The organism is Amycolatopsis sp. MEPSY49, from assembly GCF_051337345.1.
Lineage (GTDB): Bacteria > Actinomycetota > Actinomycetes > Mycobacteriales > Pseudonocardiaceae > Amycolatopsis.
In genome coordinates this window covers 640198-660208 of sequence record NZ_JBDLYJ010000002.1, presented here as the reverse complement: position 1 = coordinate 660208, position 20011 = coordinate 640198, and the positions used below count along the sequence as shown (strand labels likewise).

The following is a 20011-nucleotide window of genomic DNA, read 5'->3' as shown; positions in this document are numbered from 1 at the left end:
ACTCAGTCGTCCATGGCGTCGGCCAGGGACTTGGGCCGCATGTCCGTCCAGTTCGCTTCGACGTGGTCCAGGCACTCCTGGCGGGCCGCCGGGCCGAACGCGACCGTCCAGCCGGCCGGGACGTCGACGAACTCCGGCCACAGGCTGTGCTGGTTCTCGGCGTTCACCAGCACCAGGTACGTGCCGTCGGGGTCTTCGAACGGGTTGGTCATGCGGGCCTCCTCAGGCGGCGATGTCCGTGCGGGCGCCCTTGACGACCTCGGTCAGCTTCTGGATGACCGGGGCCGCGAGCACCGGGTTGAACCGGGGTTCGGTCGACCAGTCGGCGAGCTGGTTCGCCTTCACCGCGGGCAGCTGCGCCCACGTCGGGATCGCGGCCAGCTGCTGGCGCGACAGCGCGTACGTGCGGCTGTCGGTCAGGATCAGGTCGGCCGGGTACTTGCCGGCCTGCTCCCAGCTGAGCGTCTCGAAGTAGTCGTCCGAGCCGCCGCCGTTGACGATGTCCAGGCCGAGGTCGCGGTAGTAGGCCAGGTCCGCGAAGAACTCCGGCTTGCAGACGTACAGGTTGTCCTTGTCGCTGGACACGACCAGGACCTTGAGGCCGGGCTTGGCCTTGATCGCCGCCTTGAGGTCGTCGGACGCCTTCTGGAAGTCGTCCTTGCCCTTCTTGATGACGTCGGAGTTCGCGTCACCGCCGAGCGCGACCGCGAGCTGCTCGTAGCGCTCGATCACCTTCGGCAGCGTGACCTTGTACTCCGACATCGCGACGATCGGCGCGACCTGCTGCACCTTGGGGCCGAGGTCGTCCTTGAGCACCCACAGGTCGGTCGGCTTGGCGCCGGTGAGGCCGGTGATCACCAGGTCGGGCTTGGTGGCGGCGAACTTCTCCATGCTGAAGTCGTCCCAGGCGTTGCCGATCGAGGTGACGGCGTTCAGGTCGATGTTGCCGGCCTGGATCTCCTTGCCGCCGTCGGCCGTCTTCTGCGGGCCGAACACGCCGACCGGGCGGACGCCGTAGTCCCACAGCGCGGCCGCTGAGCTGACGTAGGCGACGACGCGCGTCGGACGCTGGTCGCGCGACGTCTTCTGCCCGCGGTCATCGGTGAACTCCCACGGTCCGGACGACCCCGGGGCGGCCTTGTCGTCACTGCTGCCGCACGCAGTCAGGACGACGGTCGCCGCGAGGCCACCCGCCCCGATCAGGAATCCACGCCGGCTGAGCCCGGCAGCGCCTTGAAACACGGACATGTGAACCTCTCGACGACTTTAGGGTAGGCACACCTTATTTAGGTGAGGCTGCCGAAAGCAACCGTCGCGACCTACCTGTGTCCACGCCCACCTGCGTCAATTCCGGCCGGAAAGCTGGGCTTCCGCGCCCGGCACCGGCTCGGCCGGGTCGTGTCCCAGGTGGACCTGGCGGTTGTCGGCGTCGACGTGCACCACCCGCGGCCGGTGGCCGGCGCGCTCGGCCTCGTCGACCTGTGCGTAGGTGATGATGATGACGAGGTCACCGGGGTGCACCAGGTGCGCGGCCGCGCCGTTGACGCCGATGACGCCGGTGCCCGGGTCGCCGGTGATGGCGTAGGTCTCCAGCCGGGCGCCGTTGGTGATGTCGACGACCTGCACCTTCTCGCCTTCGACGATGTCCGCGGCGGCCATCAGGTCGGCGTCGATCGTCAGCGAACCCACGTAGTGCAGGTCGGCCTGGGTGACGGTGGCGCGGTGGATCTTGGCGTTCATCAGGGTGCGATGCACTTCTACCTCGCGTCTCGGGTCAGCAGCGCGGCGAGTCCGGCGGCTGTCGGGGTACGGAAGAACTCGGCGATCGGGAGCTCCGTCCCGAGCCGCTCGGTGATCCGGTTGCGCAGGACCACCAGCAGCATCGAATGCCCGCCGAGGGCGAACAGGTCGTCGTCGGCCCCGACGGCGCCGACGTCCAGGACCTCCGCGAAGATCTCGCAGAGGGTCTTCTCCAGGGGTGTTTCCGGGGCCCGGCCCCGGGTTTCGTACTCGGGCACCGGCAGCGCGGCCTTGTCGAGCTTCCCGTTGGGCGTCACCGGGAAAGCGTCGAGGGGGACGATCGCCGCGGGCACCATGTACTCGGGCAGCGACCGGACCACGAACTCCCGCAAGCGCGCCGGATCCGCCGTCGCCGGGGTCGTGTAGGCGACCAGCCGCTTGTCCCGGTCCTCACGGACGACGACGAGCGCCTGCTCGACGTCGTCGTGGCGGGCCAGGGCCGTCTCGATCTCCCCCGGCTCGATCCGGAAGCCGCGGACCTTGACCTGGTCGTCGGTGCGGCCGAGGTACTCGAGCTGCCCGTCCGGCCGCCATCGCACCAGGTCGCCGGTGCGGTACATCCGCTCCCCCGGCGGCCCGAACGGGTCGGCCACGAACCGGTCGGCGGTCAGCGCGGGCTGGTCGTGGTAACCGCGGGCCAGCCCGGCGCCGGCCAGGTACAGCTCGCCGGGCACGCCGGCCGGGACCGGGGCCAGGCCGCCGTCGAGGACGTACGCGCGGGCGTTGTGCACCGGGCGGCCGACCACCGGGCGATCCGCGTCCGCGAACCGGCCGACGAGAGCGTCCACTGTGGCCTCGGTCGGGCCGTAGAGGTTGTACGCCTCGGTGCCCGGCATCGACCGCAGCTGCTCCCACAGCGTCTGCGACACGGCCTCGCCGCCGACGCCGACGACTCCGAGGGCGCACTTCCCGTCTTCTACGACGCCCGCCGCGGCCAGCTGCGCGAAGTGCGACGGCGTCAGTTCGAGGAAGTCGAGCCCGCGCTCGCGCACCACCGCGGCGAGCCGGTCGGGGTCGCGGCGGGTGTCGTCGTCGACGACGTGCACCTCGTGCCCGTCGAGCAGCCACAGCTGCGGTTGCCAGGAGGCGTCGAAGAAGAACGCCCAGGCGTGCCCGACCCGCAGCCGGCGCCCGCCCGCCGCGGCGACCGCCGGGCGATAGAGCGTCTCGCGGTGGCTGTGGAACAGGTTGACCAGCCCGGAGTGCGGGACGACGACGCCCTTGGGCTTGCCCGTCGAGCCGGACGTGTAGAGCACGTAAGCCGGGTTCGCCGGCGACGGCGGGGTCAGCGCCTCGTCACTGTCCACAATGTCCTCGACGAAGAGCGCCCCGGGAACCGGTGAAGCCACCGCGCGGCTGGTCAGGACCAGCGCGGCACCGGCGTCGTCCAGGATCGACGCGATCCGCTCGGCCGGCTGGTCCGGATCCACCGGCAGGTACGCCGCACCCGTCTTGAACACGCCGAAGATGGCCTCGACGACGGCCGCCGAGCGCGGCAGCACCAGCGCTACGACCTTTTCGGGCCCCGCGCCCCGCGAAGCCAGCCACCGGGCCAGCCGGTCGGTGCGGGCCGCGAACTCGGCGAACGTCACGCTGCCGGACGCGTCGCTCAGCGCGGTCGCGCCGGGTGTCGCGGCCACCTGGGCGGCCAGCCGGTCGACCACGGTGGGCGCCGACGTCGTCAGCGGCGCGCCCGCGCCCCAGTCGCGCAGGATCCGGTGCCGCTCGGCCGGTTCGAGGACGTCGATCCGGCTCAACGGCCGGTCCGGGTCCGCGACGACGGCCGTCATCAGCCGCACCAGGCGCTCGGTGAGCGTCCGGGCGGTCGGCTCGTCGAACAGGTCGAGGCTGAACTCGAGGTCGCCCTCGATGCCGCCGGGCGTTTCCACGAGGTCGAACGACAGGTCGAACTTCGCCTGCCGCAGCCCCGTGTCCCGGTAGGCCGCGTCGAGGCCGAGCAGCCGCTCCGGCTCCGAGCCGGAGTGGTAGACGGCGAGCATGACCTGGAACAGCGGGTGCCGCGCCAGGGACCGGGCCGGGTTGAGCAGCTCGACGAGGTGCTCGAACGGCAGGTCCTGGTGGGCGTACGCGGCCAAGTCGGCCTCCCGGACGCGGTCCAGCAACTCCCGGAACGTCGGGTCGCCGCCGGTGTCGGTGCGCAGGACCAGCGTGTTGACGAAGAACCCGGCGAGGTCCTCCAAGGCGTGATCGGTCCGGCCGGCCACCGGGGTGCCGAGCGGGATGTCGGTGCCCGCGCCGAGCCGGGTGAGCAGGGCCGCCAAAGCCGCCTGCAGCACCATGAACGTGCTGGTGTCGCTGCCGCTGGCCAGCTCACGAAGTCCACTGTGGACCTCGGCGGGTACGGTGAACGGCACGGCGGCGCCCCGGTTCGTGGAGCGCTCCGGGCGGGGCCGGTCGACGGGGAACGCCAGCTCGTCCGGGATCCCGGCGAGGGTGTCCCGCCAGAACGCGGCCTGCCGGCCGAGGATGCTGTCCGGGTCGTCGGCCCGGCCGGACATCTCTCGCTGCCAGAGCGTGTAGTCCGCGTACTGCACCGGCAACGGCGTCCACTGTGGACGCCCGCCGCGCAGCCGGGCGGCGTACGCGGTGTCGAGGTCCCGCTTCAGCGGCGGCAACGACCAGCCGTCGCCCGCGATGTGGTGCACCAGCAGCACGAACACGTGCCGCTCGGGCCCGGCCGACACGAGTGTCGCGCGGATCGGGATTTCGGCGTCCAGGGTGAAGCAGTACGACGCCGCCGCCGTGACGCTCTCGTCGAGGTCGGCGGCCGTCTCGGTGACCAGCACCGGCCGCGCGCGGGCGTCGGCCGGGTCGAGGACGACCTGCCGGGGTGTGCCGTGGTCTTCGGCGAGGATCGTGCGCAGGATCTCGTGCCGGGCGACGACGTCGGCGAGCGCCGCCTGCAGCGCCTCGGCGTCGACCGGCCCGGTCAGTTCCCACGCCCACGGGATGTTGTAGGTCGCGCTCAGCCCGTCGAGGCGGTCGAGGAACCACAGGCGCTGCTGGGCGAACGACAGCGGCAGCACCTCGGGCCGTTCGACGGGCACCAGCGCGGGACGGCTTTCCCGGCCCGGGTCGAGGAGTTCCGCGAGCCGGGCCGGCGTCGGCGCGTCGAACACCGCCCGGATCGGGACCTCGACGCCCAGCAGCGCGCGGATCCGGCTGACCAGCCGCGTCGCGAGCAGCGAATGGCCGCCGAGGGTGAAGAACCCGTCGTCCGGGCCGACCTGCGGCACGCCGAGGACGTCGGCGAAGAGGTCGCACAGCGCCTGCTCGGCCGGCGTCCGCGGGACGCGGCCCGACGTCCGGATCTCCGGGTCGGGCAGCGCGGCGCGGTCGAGCTTGCCGTTGGCGTTCACCGGCAGCTCCGGCAGGACGACGATCGCCGCAGGCACCAGGTAGTCCGGCAGCCGTTCGGCCAGCGACGCCCGCAGCGCGGCCGGGTCCCCGGACGGCGCGACATAGGCGATCAAGGCGCCGGAGCGGGCGATCACGACCGCGCGGGCGACCGAGGCGTCGGCCGTCAGCACCGCTTCCACCTCGCCCGGCTCGACGCGGAAGCCGCGGATCTTGATCTGCTGGTCCGCTCGCCCGACGAATTCGAGAGCACCGTCGGCGCGGCGGCGGACGACGTCGCCGGTGCGGTACATCCGCTCCCCCGGCTCGAAGGGCGAAGCCACGAACCGTTCCGCGGTGAGCGCCGGACGGCCGAGGTAGCCGCGGGCGAGCCCGGCGCCGGCGAGGTACAGCTCGCCGCGGACGCCCGGCGGCACCGGCCGCAACCCGGCGTCGAGGACGTACGCGCGGGTGTTCGCGACCGGCCGGCCGATGGCGACCGGCCCGCATTCCTGCGCGAGGCTGTCGCCGGCGACTTCCGAACAGCCGTACAGGTTGATCAGTTTCGCCGACGGCCACCGCCGCCGCACCTTCTCCGCAAGCGCGACCGAAAGCGGCTCACCACTGGTGATCCACGTCGTCACGGCGTCGAACGCGTCGTCCGGACCGTCTTCGACGAAGCTGTCCAGGAGGCTCGGCACCACGGTCAGCACCTGGGCGCCGGACGTGCGGACGAGTTCGGCGAGCGCGTGCGGGTCGGTCGCGGTCGCGTCGTCGGCGAGGACCACCGGGTCGCCCGCGACGAGGCCGCCGAGCAGCTCGGTCGAGCCGTCGATGAAGGTCAGCGCGCTCTTCGCGACGCGCACGCCTTCGGCGATGCCGCGGCCCCAGTGCAGCCGGTTGGCGAGCGCCCGCTGGGTGCCGGCGACGGCCTTCGGGCGTCCGGTCGAACCGGACGTGAAGATCACGTACGCCGGGTGGTCCGGGCGGATCGACGGCCAGGCCGGTTCGGGCCCGGTGTCGCCGGGCCGAACGAGTCGGTCCCCGAAGCCTGCTTCGGCGATGACCAGGTGCGGATCGGCATCGGCGAGCATCAACTCGACGCGCTCGGCCGGGTGGTTCAGGTCGAGGGGCAGGTAGGCCGCACCGGTCTTGAGCACTGCCAGGAGCGCGACGACCAGGTCGGTCGAACGCGGCAGCGCGACCGCCACCACCCGTTCCGGCCCGGCACCACGCGCCAGCAGGGCCCGGGCGAGCGTCGTCGCCCGGGCGTCCAGTTCGGCGTAGGTGAGGGTTTCGCCGCCGAACACCAGAGCCGGAGCGTCCGGTGTCCGCGCCACCTGGGCGGCGAACAGCTCCGCGACCGTCTCCGCGGGCAGCGGGGTCGCGGAGACGGCGCCCAGCCGCTCGTGCTCGGCCGCGGTGAGCAGGTCAACCGAGCCGATCCGGGTGTCCGGGTCGGCGACGACGGCCTGCAGCAGCATCCGGAGCCGGTCGAGGATGGCTTCCACGCTCGCCCGGTCGAAGACGTCGCTGTTGTACTCGGCGGTGCCGCGGATGCCGGTCTGGTTGCCGGGCCGCTCGCCGACGAAGAACGTCAGATCGGCGCGGGCGGTGCCGGTGCGGACCGGTTCCTCCGCGACGGTCAGGCCGGGCAGCGCGAGGTCGGCGACGGCGTTGTTCTGCCACGCCAGCATCGTCTGGAACAGCGGGTGGTACGCCAGCGACCGCGCCGGGTTGAGCACTTCGACCAGGCGCTCGAACGGGACGTCCTGGTGGGCGTAGGCGTCGAGGCTGCGGTCCCGCACCCGGGCGACGAGGTCGCGGAACGTCGGGTCGCCGCCGGTGTCCACGCGCAGCACCAGGGTGTTGACGAAGAAGCCGACGAGGTCGTCGAGGGCCTGGTCGGTCCGGCCGGCGATGGACGTGCCGAGCGGGATGTCGGTGCCCGCGCCGAGCCGGGTCAGCACGGCGGTCAGCCCGGCGTGCACGACCATGAACACACTGGCCCCGCAGGCGCGGGCCAGCTCGACGAGTCCACTGTGGAGGCCCGCGTCCCAGCCGAAGGCGAACTGCTCACCGCGGTAGGACGCCTCGGCCGGGTGCGGCCGGTCGGTCGGCAGCTCGATCCGTTCCGGCAGGCCGGCGAGGGTTTCGCGCCAGTAGGCCAGCTGCGGCTCGATGACCGGCTCGCCGAGGACGTCCCGCTGCCACAGCGTGTAGTCGGCGTACTGCACCGGCAACGGCGTCCACTCGGGAGTCTCCCCCGCTTGTCGCGCGGTGTAAGCCGTCGCGAGGTCGCGCCACAGCGGCGCCGTCGACCAGCCGTCCGAGGCGATGTGGTGGAACACCAGCACCAGGACGTGCTCCCGAGCGCCGAGGCGGAGCAGCTCGGCCCGCAGCGGAATCTCGGACTCCAACGCGAACACCGTATGCGCCACTTCGGACACCGCGTCGGCGAGCGTCGCCTCCGTGACCGTGTGGGTGGGCAACGGGATCGTGACGTCGTCGAGCACCAGCTGCCGGGCTTCGCCGTCGATCTCCGGGAAGACCGTGCGCAGAGCCTCGTGACGGTCGACCACATCGGACAGGGCGCGTTCCAGCGCGGAGACGTCGAGGTCGCCGGTCAGCCGGACCGCCGTCGGCATGTTGTACGTCGCCGACGGGCCTTCCAGGCCGTGCAGGAACCACAGCCGCTGCTGGGCGAACGACAGCGGCAGCACATCCGGCCGCGGTTCGACCCGTTCCAGTGCGGGCCGGGCGGCTGTGGAGTCCGAAGTGGACAGCAGGGCGGCGAGCCCGGCGACCGTCGGCGTCTCGAAGACCGACCGCACCGGTAGCTCGACGCCGAACACCGCGCGCAGCCGCGCGACCAGCCGCGTCGCCATGAGCGAATGCCCGCCCAGCGCGAAGAAGTCGTCGTCGACGCCGATCGACGCGGTGTCGAGGACTTCGGCGAACAGTCCGCAGAGGACCTCTTCGACCGGGGTCCGCGGCGCGCGGCCGGCGGTGACGGCGTGGGTGTCCGGGCTCGGCAGGGCGCGCCGGTCGAGCTTGCCCGAGGCGAGCAGCGGCAGCCGGTCCAGCACGACGAACGCCGAGGGCACCATGTACTGGGGCAGCCGGTCGCGGACGTGGGCGCGCAGGGCCGAGACCAGGGCGCTGGTGTCCCGCCGGCCGGCCGGGTGGTTGCCGAGCGTCTCCAGCGCGGCCCGGACCGGCTTGCCCCGGTAGATCCGCGTCGGCTCGCCGGTGGTGAACACGACTTCGAGGAAGCCTTGCCGCGCCGGTGCCGCGTAGCCGCCGTAGCCGAGTTCTTGCAGCTTCTCGATGTCCACGCCGGACGGCTCGGCCTCCAAAGCGGACAGTGCGGCGTCGGCGTCGCCCTCGGCGAGCGCGGCGACGGCGGCCAGCTCACCGGACAGCCGCGCGTCCGGCACCCCGGTGACCCGGAGCCGGGCCGGGCGCTCGGCCAACAGCAGCTCCAGCTCGTCGAGCGATGTGAACGGGACGACGGTTTCCTCGACCGCGGCGGGCTTCGGCGCCTTCCGCAGGACGACGTCGTATCGGTGCCGGGTCAGCTCGTTGTGCGCGTGACCGCGCTTCATCCGGAGGTCCACGTCGTCGAAGCCGTCCAGCTCACGGGCCAGCGTCGCGAAGAAGTCCGGGTCCAGCACCAGCTCGCCCTCGCGGGCGATCGCCTGGTCGACCGCGGCCGTGGTCCGGCGGCCGTGGCGCAGCTCGGTCGCGGTCCGGAACGCGCGCAGGGAGCGCAGGTTCCGGATGTCGCCGAGGAAGATCACGCCGCCCGGGGCGACCCGCGCGGCGGCCGTGCGAATCACCTCGGCGAGGTAACCGACGCTCGGGAAGTACTGCGCGACCGAGTTGATGATCACCGTGTCGAACGGTTCATCCGGCAGCTCGCCGAGGTCGTGCGCCGGGCAGGCCGCCAGGTGGACCTTGCCTGCGAACGACGTCGTCGCGAGTTCGCGCCGCAGGTTGGCGATCGCCTTCTCCGACAGGTCGACGCCCCAGTACTCCTCGGCGTCCGGCGCGATCCGCGACAGGATGAGCCCCGACCCCACACCGATCTCCAAAACCCTCCCGAGGCCGGAGCTTTCACGTGAAAGCGACGGTTCCCTCAGGGAACGGATGCGGTCGATCGTCGCCGCGTGCCACTCCCGCATCTCGTCCAGGGGGATCTCGGAGCCGTCGTAGCTGGAGTTCCAGCCGGTGAAGTTCTCCTCCAGCCCACCGGAAGCGGCTTCGGTGAACACGTTCTCGTGCAGCTCGCGCCACTCGCCGACGTGGTCCAGCTCCGCCTCTTCGTCGCGGCCGGCGACCGGGACGGCGTAGGCGATGAGCCGCCCGTCCCGGGCGATCACCACGGACTGGCCGACGGCCGGGTGCTCGCCGATGACGGTCTCGATCTCACCCGGCTCGATGCGGTAGCCGCGGATCTTGACCTGGTCGTCCGCGCGGCCCAGGAACACCAGTCGCCCGTCCGGCAGCCACTTCACCAGGTCACCCGTGCGGTAGAGCCGGCCGCCGTCACCGAAGGGGTCCGCGACGAACCGTTCCGACGTCAGCGCGGCGCGCCCGAGGTAGCCACGGGCCAGCCCGGACCCGGCGAGGTACAGCTCCCCCACCACGCCGGGCGGGACCGGCCGCAGCGCGGCGTCGAGCACATACGCCCGGGTGCCGGGGTCGGGGACGCCGATCGGGACGACTGTCGCGTCCGCCAGTTCGACGGGGTCGCTCTCGCCGAGCGTCGAGTTGGTGGTCGCCTCGGTCGGGCCGTAGGCGTTGAACATCCGCCGCCCGGGCGCCCACCGTTTCACGAGCTCCGGCGACACGCGTTCCGTGCCGGCCAGCAGCACGCTGTCGCGCGGGAGGTCGCAGTCCGCCGGCATGGCGTCGAGCAGCGCGGGCGGCAGGATCATGAAGTCCACCGCGTGCTGGTGCGCGTACTCGGTCAGCGCGGGCCCGGCGACCCGCCGCTCGGCCGGGACGACGACCAGCCGGCCGCCCGACAGCAGGCCGAGGCACAGGTCCCAGAAAGCGACGTCGAAGCTCGGCGACGCGAACTGCAGCACCCGGCTGTGCGGGCCGATCCCGAACCGCTCGACCTGGGTAGCGACCAGCTTGGTGACGCCCGAGTGCTGGAGGACGACGCCCTTGGGCCGCCCGGACGAGCCGGACGTGTAGATCACGTAGGCCGCGTTCTCCGGCTTCACCACGACGTCCGGGTCCACTGTGGACATGGTGTCGAGCGCCGGGTCGTCCAAGAGCACCCGAGGAACGTCCGCGGGCAGCTTGGTGTCGATCTCCCGCGTCGTCACGACGCAGACCGGGCGCGCGTCGGAGACCATGTAGGCGATCCGGTCGCCCGGGTAGTCGACGTCGACCGGCAGGTAGGCGGCGCCGGCCTTGAGCACCGCCAGCTCGGCGATGATCATTTCGAGGGACCGGGGCACGGCCAGCGCGACCACGCGCTCGGGCCCGGCGCCGCGGTCGAGGAGCAGGTGCGCGAGCCGGTTCGCGCGGGCGTTCACCTCGGCGTAGGTCAGCTCGACGTCCTCGAAGACCAGCGCCACGGCGTCCGGCGCTTCGGCCACCCGGCGGGCGAACAGCCCGGGGAACGTCTCGGTGCCGGCGGGTTCGAGCGAACCGGCCCACTCCGTCAGGATCCGATCGCGCTCGTCCCCGGCCAGCAGATCCAGGGCGCCGACCGGGCGGTCCGGCTCGGCGAGCGCCGCGCGCAGCAGCACTTCGAGCCGGCGCAGGATCGCGTTCGCGCCCGCGTGGTCGAAGACGTCGGCGTTGAACTCCAGCACACCGGCGATCCCGGCCTCGCGTTCGGTGAGCGAGATCGACAGGTCGAACTTCGACGTCCCGGTGGTCACCGGGATCTCCGTGACGGTCAGGCCGGGCAGGGTGACCTCGGCGCGCGCGTTGTTCTGGCCGGCGATCATCACCTGGAACAGCGGGTGGTAGGACAGCGAGCGCGCCGGGTTGAGCACCTCGACCAGGCGCTCGAACGGTACGTCCTGGTGGGCGTAGGCGTCGAGGTTGCGCTCGCGGACGCGGGCGACGAGGTCGCGGAAGGTCGGCTCGCCACCGGTGTCGACACGCAGGACGAGGGTGTTGACGAAGAAGCCGACGAGGTCGTCCAGCGCGGAGTCGGTGCGGCCGGCGATGGGTGAGCCGATCGGGACGTCGGTGCCCGCGCCGAGCCGGGTGAGCAGGGCGGCGAGCGCCGCGTGCACGACCATGAACACGCTCGCGCCGGCCTCGCGGGCCAGTTCGGCCAGCCGCGCGTGCAGGCCGGCGTCCCACGCGAAGGTGTGCAGTTCACCGCGGAAGGTCGCGGTCGCCGGGTGCGGCCGGTCGAGCGGCAGCTCGATGCGGTCGGGCAGGCCGTCGAGGGTGTCGCGCCAGTAGTCCAGCTGCGTGCTGAGCACGCTGTCCGGGTCGTCTTCGCCGCCGAGCAGATCTTGCTGCCACAGCGTGTAGTCCGCGTACTGGACCGGCAGCGGTGTCCATTGTGGAGCCTCTCCGGCGCGACGGGCGGCGTAGGCCGCCGCGATGTCCCGCCACAGCGGGGCCATCGACCAGCCGTCGGAGGCGATGTGGTGGAACACCAGGGCCAGGACGTGCTCACGGTCGCCCAGCCGCAGCAGTTCGACGCGCATGGGCGCTTCACGCTCGAGGTCGAACGAGCCGCGGACGAGCCTGGTCAGTTCGGCGTCGAGGTCGATGACGTCCCGCACGGGCAGAGCGACCTCACCTGCCGGGAGGACGTCCTGGTACGGCACGCCGTCGCGCTGCGGGAAACGCGTCCGCAGGGCCTCGTGCCGACCGACTACATCGGACAGTGCGGTGCGCAGCGCCTCGACGTGGACCTCGCCTTCCAGGCGCATGATCAGCGGGACGTTGTAGGTGGCCGACGGGCCTTCGAGGTGGTGCAGGAACCACAGCCGCCGCTGCGCGCCGGACAGCGGCACCAGCGCCGGCCGCGCCACCGGGACGAGCGGCGGCCGCGCGGCGCCGGTCCCGACGCCGACCAGCGCGGCCAGGCCGGCGGCGGTCGGTGTCTCGAAGACCGAACGGACTTCCAGCTCGGCGTTCACCGTCGTGCGGATGCGAGCGATGAGCCGGGTGGCCAGCAGCGAATGGCCGCCCAGGGCGAAGAAGCTGTCGTCCGGGCCGACCCGCGGCAGACCCAGGACGTCGGCGAACAGCTCGCACAGCTGCCGTTCGACCGGGGTGCGCGGCTCGCGGTCCGACGTCGGCGTGACCGGGTCGGGCGAGGGCAGCGCACGGCGGTCGAGCTTGCCGTTGGCGGTCACCGGGAGCACGTCGAGGACGACGATCGCCGAAGGCACCATGTGCTCGGGCAGCCGGTCGGCCGCAAGGGTCCGCAGGTCCGCGGTGAGGGTGCTGATCCGGCGGAACCGGCCCGGGTTGCCGGTGTAGGACAGCAGCGGGCCGGTGCCCGGCCGGAACGCGCCGGCGGGGTCGCCGGTCGTGAAGAGGACGTCGACCGAGCCGTCGCCCTCGGCGGACCAGGTGACGACCGTGCGGTAGCCGTGCGCGTCACCGAATGCGTACCAGTCTTCGGGGTTCACCCCGCCCGGCGCGGTACGGCCGTTCGGAACGCGTTCGATCCGGCATGGCCCGGCGATCTCGTCCATAGTGGACAGATCGGTGCCCCACCCGAGTACGGGTACCTCCCGCGCCGGGGCCGAGCCGGGGCGCAGGACCACGTCGTAGCGGTACTGGGTCAGCTCGTTGACCGCCCGGCCGCGCTTGACCCGGATGTCCGCGGTGACCCCGGGGAGCCCGGCGAAGAACTCGGGCGCGACGAGCAGTTCCTTTTCCCGCAGGAGGTTCTGCTCGACGTCGCCGCCGCGCGCTTCGGCCACCGTGGTGTGGAAGGCGCGGACCTGGCGGAGGTCGCGGACGTCGCCGACGAACAGCGACCCGCCCGGCGCGAGCAGCTCGAGAGCCCCGCGCAGCACCTCCAGCAAGTACGTCCCGCTCGGGAAGTACTGGACGACGGAGTTGAGCACGATGGTGTCGAAGAATCCGGACGGCAGGCCGGACAGGTCCGCGGCGTCGCCGGTGCGCAGTTCGACGCGATCGGCGAGCGCGGGGTCGGCCTCGACCCGGCGGCCCAGCGACGCGATGACCTCGGCGGAGAAGTCCGTACCCCAGTAGGTCTCGCAGTGCGGGGCCAGCTCGGTCAGCAACAGGCCGGTGCCGACGCCGATCTCCAGCACCCGGCGCGGGTTCAGGTCACGGATGCGCGTGACGATCGCGTCCCGCCACTCCCGCATCTCGGCCCGCGGGATCGGCTCGCCGGTGTAGCTGGAGTTCCAGCCTTCGAACTCGTCGTCGATGGCCGCGTACATCGAGTCGTACAGCGCGCGCCACTCGCCGACCTGCTCGGTCTCTTCGTCCGCCGTGCTCGCGGTGTCGGCGGGCACGACGTACCCGACCAGCCGGACGTCGCCCGGCCGGTCCTCCCGGACGACGACCACCGCGTGGGCCACCTCGGCGTGCGTGGCGAGGGTGGCCGCGATCTCCCCGGGCTCGACGCGGAAGCCGCGGATCTTGATCTGCTCGTCGCCGCGGCCCAGGAACTCCAGGACGCCGTCCGGCCGGAAGCGGGCGAGGTCACCGGTGCGGTACATCCGGGCGCCCGGCGCGCCGAACGGGTCGGCGACGAACCGTTCCGCGCTGAGCCCGGGCCGCCCGAGGTAGCCCCGGGCCAGCTGCACGCCGGCGAGGTACAGCTCCCCGGCGGTGCCCGGCGGCACCGGCCGCAGGGCGGCGTCGAGTACGTAGGTCCGGGTGTTCCACACCGGACGTCCGATCGGGACACTCGTGTCGTCAGTGGACGTTCGCCAGGACGTGACGTCGACCGAGGCTTCGGTCGGGCCGTAGAGGTTGTGCAGCTCGGCGCCGAGGACCCGGCCGAACTGGGTGACGGCGTCGAGCGGCAGGGCTTCGCCGCTGCACAGCACCCGGCGCAGGCTGGTGCACTCCCTCGCCGCCGGCTCCTGCAGGAAGACCTGGAGCATCGACGGGACGAAGTGGACGGTCGTGATCCCGCGGTCTCGGATCAGCCGGGCGAGATAAGCGGGATCCTTGTGGCCGTCGGGCCGGGCCAGGACTTCGGTCGCGCCGGTGATGAGCGGCCAAAGGAACTCCCACACGGAGACGTCGAAGCTCGACGGCGTCTTCTGCAGGACCCGGTCGTCGCCGGTCAGGCCGTACTCGTCCTGCATCCAGAGCAGGCGGTTGACGATGCCCTCGTGCGGCACGACGACACCCTTGGGCCGGCCCGTCGAACCGGACGTGTAGATGACGTACGCCGGGTTCTCCGGCCGGAGGGTGACCTCGAGTGGCGCGTCCGAAACACCGGCGACAACCTCCGGGTCGTCCAGGAGCAGCGCACCCTCGACGGCGGTTTCCGCAGTAGCCAGGACCAGCGCGGGCCGGGCGTCTTCGAGCATGAACGCGATGCGGTCGGCCGGGTAACCCGGGTCGAGTGGCAGGTAGGCCGCGCCCGTCTTGAGCACCGCGACGATGGCCGTGACGAGGTGCGTCGAGCGCGGCAACGCCAACGCGACGACGCGCTCGGGACCGGCGCCCCGCTCGGCGAGGACCCGGGCGAGGCGGTTCGAGACGGCGTCCAGCTCGACGTAGGTCAGCTCTTCGTCCTCGAAGACGAGCGCGGTGGCCTCCGGGGTCCGCGCGACCTGGGCGGCGAACAGCTCGGGCACGGTGACCGCGGGGACGTCCTCGACGGCGCCCGACCAGGTCTTTTCGAGGCCGTCGCGCTCGGCCGGGGTGAGCACGTCCAGCGTGCCCAGGCGGCGGTCCGGGGCGGCGACGACCTGGCGCAGCAGGACTTCGAGGCGGTCGAGCAGGCCGGTGACGGTGGCGTGGTCGAAGACCTCGGCGTTGAACTCGGCCTGCCCGTGGATGCCGTCGGCCCGCTCGGTGAAGGAGAACCAGAGGTCGAACTTCGCCGTGCCGGTGCCGACCGGCCGCTCGGTGACGGTCAGCCCGGGCAGCTCGACGCCGGCGCCGGGCGTGTTCTGCCAGGCCAGCATGGTCTGGAACAGCGGGTGGTGCGCGAGCGAGCGCACCGGGTTCAGTGCCTCGACCAGGCGCTCGAACGGGACGTCCTGGTGGGCGTAGGCGTCGAGGCTGCGGTCGCGGACGCGCGCGACGAGGTCTCGGAACGACGGGTCGCCATCGGTGCCGACGCGCAGGACGAGCGTGTTGACGAAGAACCCGACGAGGTCGTCCAGCGCGGGGTCGGTCCGGCCGGCGATCGGCGTGCCGACCGGGATGTCCGTCCCACCACCGAGCCGGGACAGCAGCGCCGTCAAGCCGGCGTGCACGACCATGAACGGGCTCGCGCCGCACGCGCGGGCGAGCTCGGCCAGCCCGGCCTGCAGATCGGCGTCCCAGGTGAAGGTGAAGAACTCGCCGCGGTAGGCGGACACCGCCGGGTGCGGCCGGTCGAGCGGCAGCGGGATGCGCTCGGGCAGTCCGTCGAGGGTCCGGCGCCAGTAGTCCAGCTGCGCGGTCTCCTCGGCTTCGAGGAGTTCCCGTTGCCAGAGCGTGTAGTCCGCGTACTGCACGGGCAGCGGCGTCCACTGTGGATCGTCGCCGCGCAGCCGGGCGCGGTAGGCCGTGGCGATGTCCCGCCAGAGCGGGGTCAGCGACCAGCCGTCGGCCGCGATGTGGTGCACCACGAGGACGAGCACGTGCCGTCGCTCGTCGACGGTCAGCAGCGCGGCCCGGACCGGGACGCCGGCCCCGAGGTCGAACACGCCGCGCACGAGCGTGTCCACCTCCGCGTCCACTTCGGACTCCGGCACGTCGCGGACGGTCAGGTCCACCACCACGTCGGCCAGGATTTCCTGGTACGGCACGCCGTCTGCGGTCGGGAAGACCGTCCGCAGGGCCTCGTGCCGGTCGAGGACGTCGTGCAGAGCCGCCCGCAGCGCCTCGACGTCCAGCTCGCCGGCCAGCCGCATGACGAGCGGGACGTTGTAGGTCGCCGAGCCGCCTTCCAGGCCGTGCAGGAACCAGAGCCGCTGCTGCGCGAACGACAGCGGCAGCCGTTCGGGCCGGTCGGCGACGCGGGTGAGCGGGCGCCGCTCGGTGCCGGTCACCGCGCCGGCGAGGAGCTCGGCGAGGGCGGCCGGGGTCGGCGCGTCGAACACCGCCCGCACCGGCACCTCGGCGCCGACGGCCGCGCGGATGCGCTGGATCAGCCGGGTCGCGAGCAGCGAATGCCCGCCGAGGCCGAAGAAGTCGTCGTCCGGACCCGCCTGCGGCACTCCGAGGACGTCGGCGAACATCTCGCACAGCAGCTGTTCGACGGGGTTGCGCGGCGCGCGGCCCGGCCCGGCGGCGAACCGCTCGGGACTGGGCAGGGCCTTGCGGTCGAGCTTGCCCGAAGCCAGCACCGGCAGCTTGTCGAGCACGACGAACGCCGACGGCACCATGTACAGCGGCAGCCGGTCCCGCACGTGCGCCCGCAGCGACGCCACCAGCGCGCCGGTGTCCCGCCGCGCCGCCGGGTTGTTCGCGTACGACGCCGGCGCGCCCGATTGCCGCCCGGGGCGGTAGGCCTGGCCGTCCTCCCCCCTCGAGAAGACGGCCTCCAGCACACCGCTCTCGGCGGCCCAGGTCACCGCGACCCGGTAGCCGGCGGTGTCGCCGAGCCGGTGCAGATCCTCGGGGTCGACGCCGTCTCGATGCTCGAGTGCCTCACGAGCGGCGGCCGGATCGCCGGTGTCGAGCGCGCGCGCCGCCGCCAGCTCGCCGGACAGCCGCGCGTCCGGAATGCCGGTGACCCGCAGCCGGCTCGGCGTCTCGGCGGCCAGGAACCGTTCCACCGCGCCGAGATCGCCGAACGCGACGACCTGCTCGTCGACCGGCTCCGGCTTCGGCGCCTTCCGCAGGACGACGTCGTAGCGGTGCCGGGTCAGCTCGTTGTGCGCCCGGCCGCGCTTCACCCAGAGGTCGACGTCGCCGAAGCCGTCGAGACCGCGGGCCAAAGCCGGGAAGAAGTCCGGGTCGAGGACCAGCTCGCCCTCGCGCGCGATCGCCTGGTCGACCGCCGCCACGTCGGCGCGGCCGTGCCGCAGCTCGACGGAGGTGCGGAACGCGCGCAGCGACCGGAGGTTGCGGATGTCGCCGAGGAAGATCGTGCCGCCGGGCTTCAGGAGGCCCGCGGCGGTTTTCACGACCTCGGTGAGGTAGTCGGCGCTCGGGAAGTACTGCGCGACGGAGTTGATGATCACCGTGTCGAACGGTTCGGCCGGCAGCTCGCCGAGGTCGTGCGCCGGGCGGGCGGCGAGGTGCACCCGGTCGGCGTAGGGTGTCGCGGCGACCTCGCGCCGGACGTTCTCGATCGCGCTCTCGGAAAGGTCGACACCCCAATACGTTTCGGCGTCCGGGGCGATCCGCGAAAGGATGAGCCCGCTCCCGACGCCGATCTCCAAAACCCGCCCGAGGCCGGAGCTTTCACGTGAAAGCGATGGTTCCCTCAGGGAACGGATGCGCTCGATCGTCGCCGCATGCCACTCCCGCATCTCTTCGAGGGGGATGTCGGAGCCGTCGTAGCTGGAGTTCCAGCCCGCGAAGTTCTCTTCGATGCCGGTGGATCCGGCGAGCATCTCCTCGTGGACGGCGTGCCACTCCTCGACGTGCCCCTGTTCGGCCGCCTGGTCGCGGTCGGGCAGCGGCACCGCGTAGGCGACGAGCCGGCCGTCCTGCGCGACGACGACCGACTGGCCGACGCGCGGGTGCCCGACGAGCACCGACTCGATCTCGCCCAGCTCGATGCGGTAGCCGCGGATCTTGACCTGATCGTCCGCGCGACCCAGGAACACCAGCCGCCCGTCCGGCAGCCACTTCACCAGGTCACCCGTGCGGTAGAGCCGGCCACCCGACCCGAACGGGTCCGCCACGAAGCGTTCCGACGTCAGCCCGGGCCGGCCGAGGTACCCACGCGCCAGGCCGGAGCCGGCGAGGTACAGCTCGCCGGTGACGCCGACCGGGACCGGCGCGAGCGAGGCGTCGAGGACGTACGCGCGGGTGCCCGGGTCCGGGACGCCGATCGGCACGGCCGAGCCGGGCGCGATGTCCGGGTCGCACAGCCCGAGCGTCGAGTTGGTCGTGGCTTCGGTCGGGCCGTAGGCGTTGAACATCCGGCGGCCCGGCGCCCACCTCCGGACGAGTTCCGGCGACACGCGCTCGGTGCCGGCCAGCAGCACGCTGTCGCGCGGCAGGTCGCAGTCGTCGGGGAACTCGGCGAGCAGCGCGGGCGGCAGGATCATGAAGTCGACGCCGTGGGCGTGGGCGTACTCGGCCAGTTCGGGGCCGGGCACGCGCCGCTCGGCGGGCACGACCACCAGGCGCCCGCCGGACAGCAGGCCGAGGCACAGGTCCCAGAAAGCGACGTCGAAGCTCGGCGACGCGAACTGCAGCACCCGGCTGTGCGGGCCGATGCCGAAGCGCTGCGACTGCGTCGCGACGAGCTTCGCCACCCCGGCGTGGGACACGACGACGCCCTTGGGCCGTCCGGTGGAGCCGGAGGTGTAGATGACGTAGGCCGCGTTCGCCGGGACGATCGCCGCTCGGGGCTCGGTGTCCGGAGCCGCGGCGAGGTCCAGTTCGTCGAGAAAGACCGGGCTCTCGAAGTGATCCGCCAGTTCACCGGTGGTCAGCACGCACACCGGGCGGGCGTCGGCGACCATGAACGCGAGGCGCTCGGCCGGGTAGTCCGGGTCGAGCGGGAGGTAGGCGGCGCCGGCCTTGAGCACGGCCAGCTCGGCCACGATCATCTCGACCGAGCGCGGCACGGCCAGCGCGACGACCCGCTCGGGCCCGGCCCCGAATCCGATGAGGACGTGGGCGAGCCGGTTCGCTCGCGCGTCCAGTTCGGCGTAGGTCAGTTCCTCGTCCTCGAAAACGAGCGCCACGGCGTCCGGCGCCTCGCGGACGCGGGCGGCGAACAGCTCCGGCAGCGTCGACAGCGGGGTGTCGAGGTCGGTGTCGTTCCATTCGTCCAGGAGCTGACGGAGTTCCGGCGCGCTCATCAGGTCCAGCCGCTCGACCGGCCACTGTGGACGCTGCCGCGCATCGGCCAGGAGGTTCGCCAGGTGCCCGAGCATCCGGTCCACTGTGGACTCGTCGAGCACGTCGGCGCGGTAGTCGGCGACGAGTTCGTCGTCGACGACGAGCAGGTTCAGGTCGAGCGGGAGGTCCGTCTCGGCGCCGAAGCCGACGCTGACGAGCACCGATCCCCCGCGACCGGGCTCGGGCTTCAGCTCGGCGACCAGCTCGTCCAGGGGGACTTCGTGCGCCAGTGCTTCTTCGCGCGCGCCACGCACGCGCGTGACGACGTCGGCGAAGCCGGGCGAGCGGCCGAGGTCGACCCGCAGCGGGGTCAGCGAGCCGATGCCGAGGACGACGTCGGCGGTGCCCGCGTACCGGGACAGCAGCACGACGAACCCCGCCAGGAGGGTCAGCTCGCCGGCGTCCGGCCGGGGCCTGGCCAACCGGGCCCGGACGGGCTCCGCGGAGTACGGCCGGTCGACCGGCAGCGCGAGCTCCTTCGGCGCCGAGGCGAGGCGGTCACGCCAGAATTCCAGCTCCGCCACCTGCTGCACAGCGTCACCGTTGCTCACCGGTAGACCAGCCTCCCACTGCTCGAGACGCCCCGAACCGGGCGTGGACTTAGGGCAACCTAACAAACCGAGGGTGAGAATGCACTGCTGTACCATCGGTTAGCCTTACCTAAAATCAGTACCAG

Annotated in this window: 4 protein-coding genes; all 4 read right to left on the bottom strand. The window is 72.5% G+C overall.

Annotated elements, in window-relative coordinates; translation table 11 throughout:
• Positions 1-2: 2 nt before the first annotated feature.
• The gene (locus tag ABFJ78_RS12125) at positions 3-212 is read right to left on the bottom strand and encodes an MbtH family protein (RefSeq protein WP_400873095.1); all 210 of its coding nucleotides are present in this window, start codon (positions 210-212) and stop codon (positions 3-5) included.
• Between the two features lie 10 nt (positions 213-222).
• A complete protein-coding gene (locus ABFJ78_RS12120) occupies positions 223-1248 on the bottom strand; it encodes an ABC transporter substrate-binding protein (protein WP_436386015.1) in 1026 nt (341 codons plus the stop codon).
• A gap of 96 nt (positions 1249-1344) precedes the next feature.
• The gene (panD, locus tag ABFJ78_RS12115) at positions 1345-1755 is read right to left on the bottom strand and encodes an aspartate 1-decarboxylase (protein ID WP_436386014.1); all 411 of its coding nucleotides are present in this window, start codon (positions 1753-1755) and stop codon (positions 1345-1347) included.
• A 2-nt stretch (positions 1756-1757) separates the two neighbouring features.
• Positions 1758-19886 (bottom strand): amino acid adenylation domain-containing protein, encoded by an 18129-nt coding sequence (locus tag ABFJ78_RS12110; protein ID WP_436386012.1) that lies wholly within the window; start codon positions 19884-19886, stop codon positions 1758-1760.
• Positions 19887-20011: the final 125 nt, after the last annotated feature.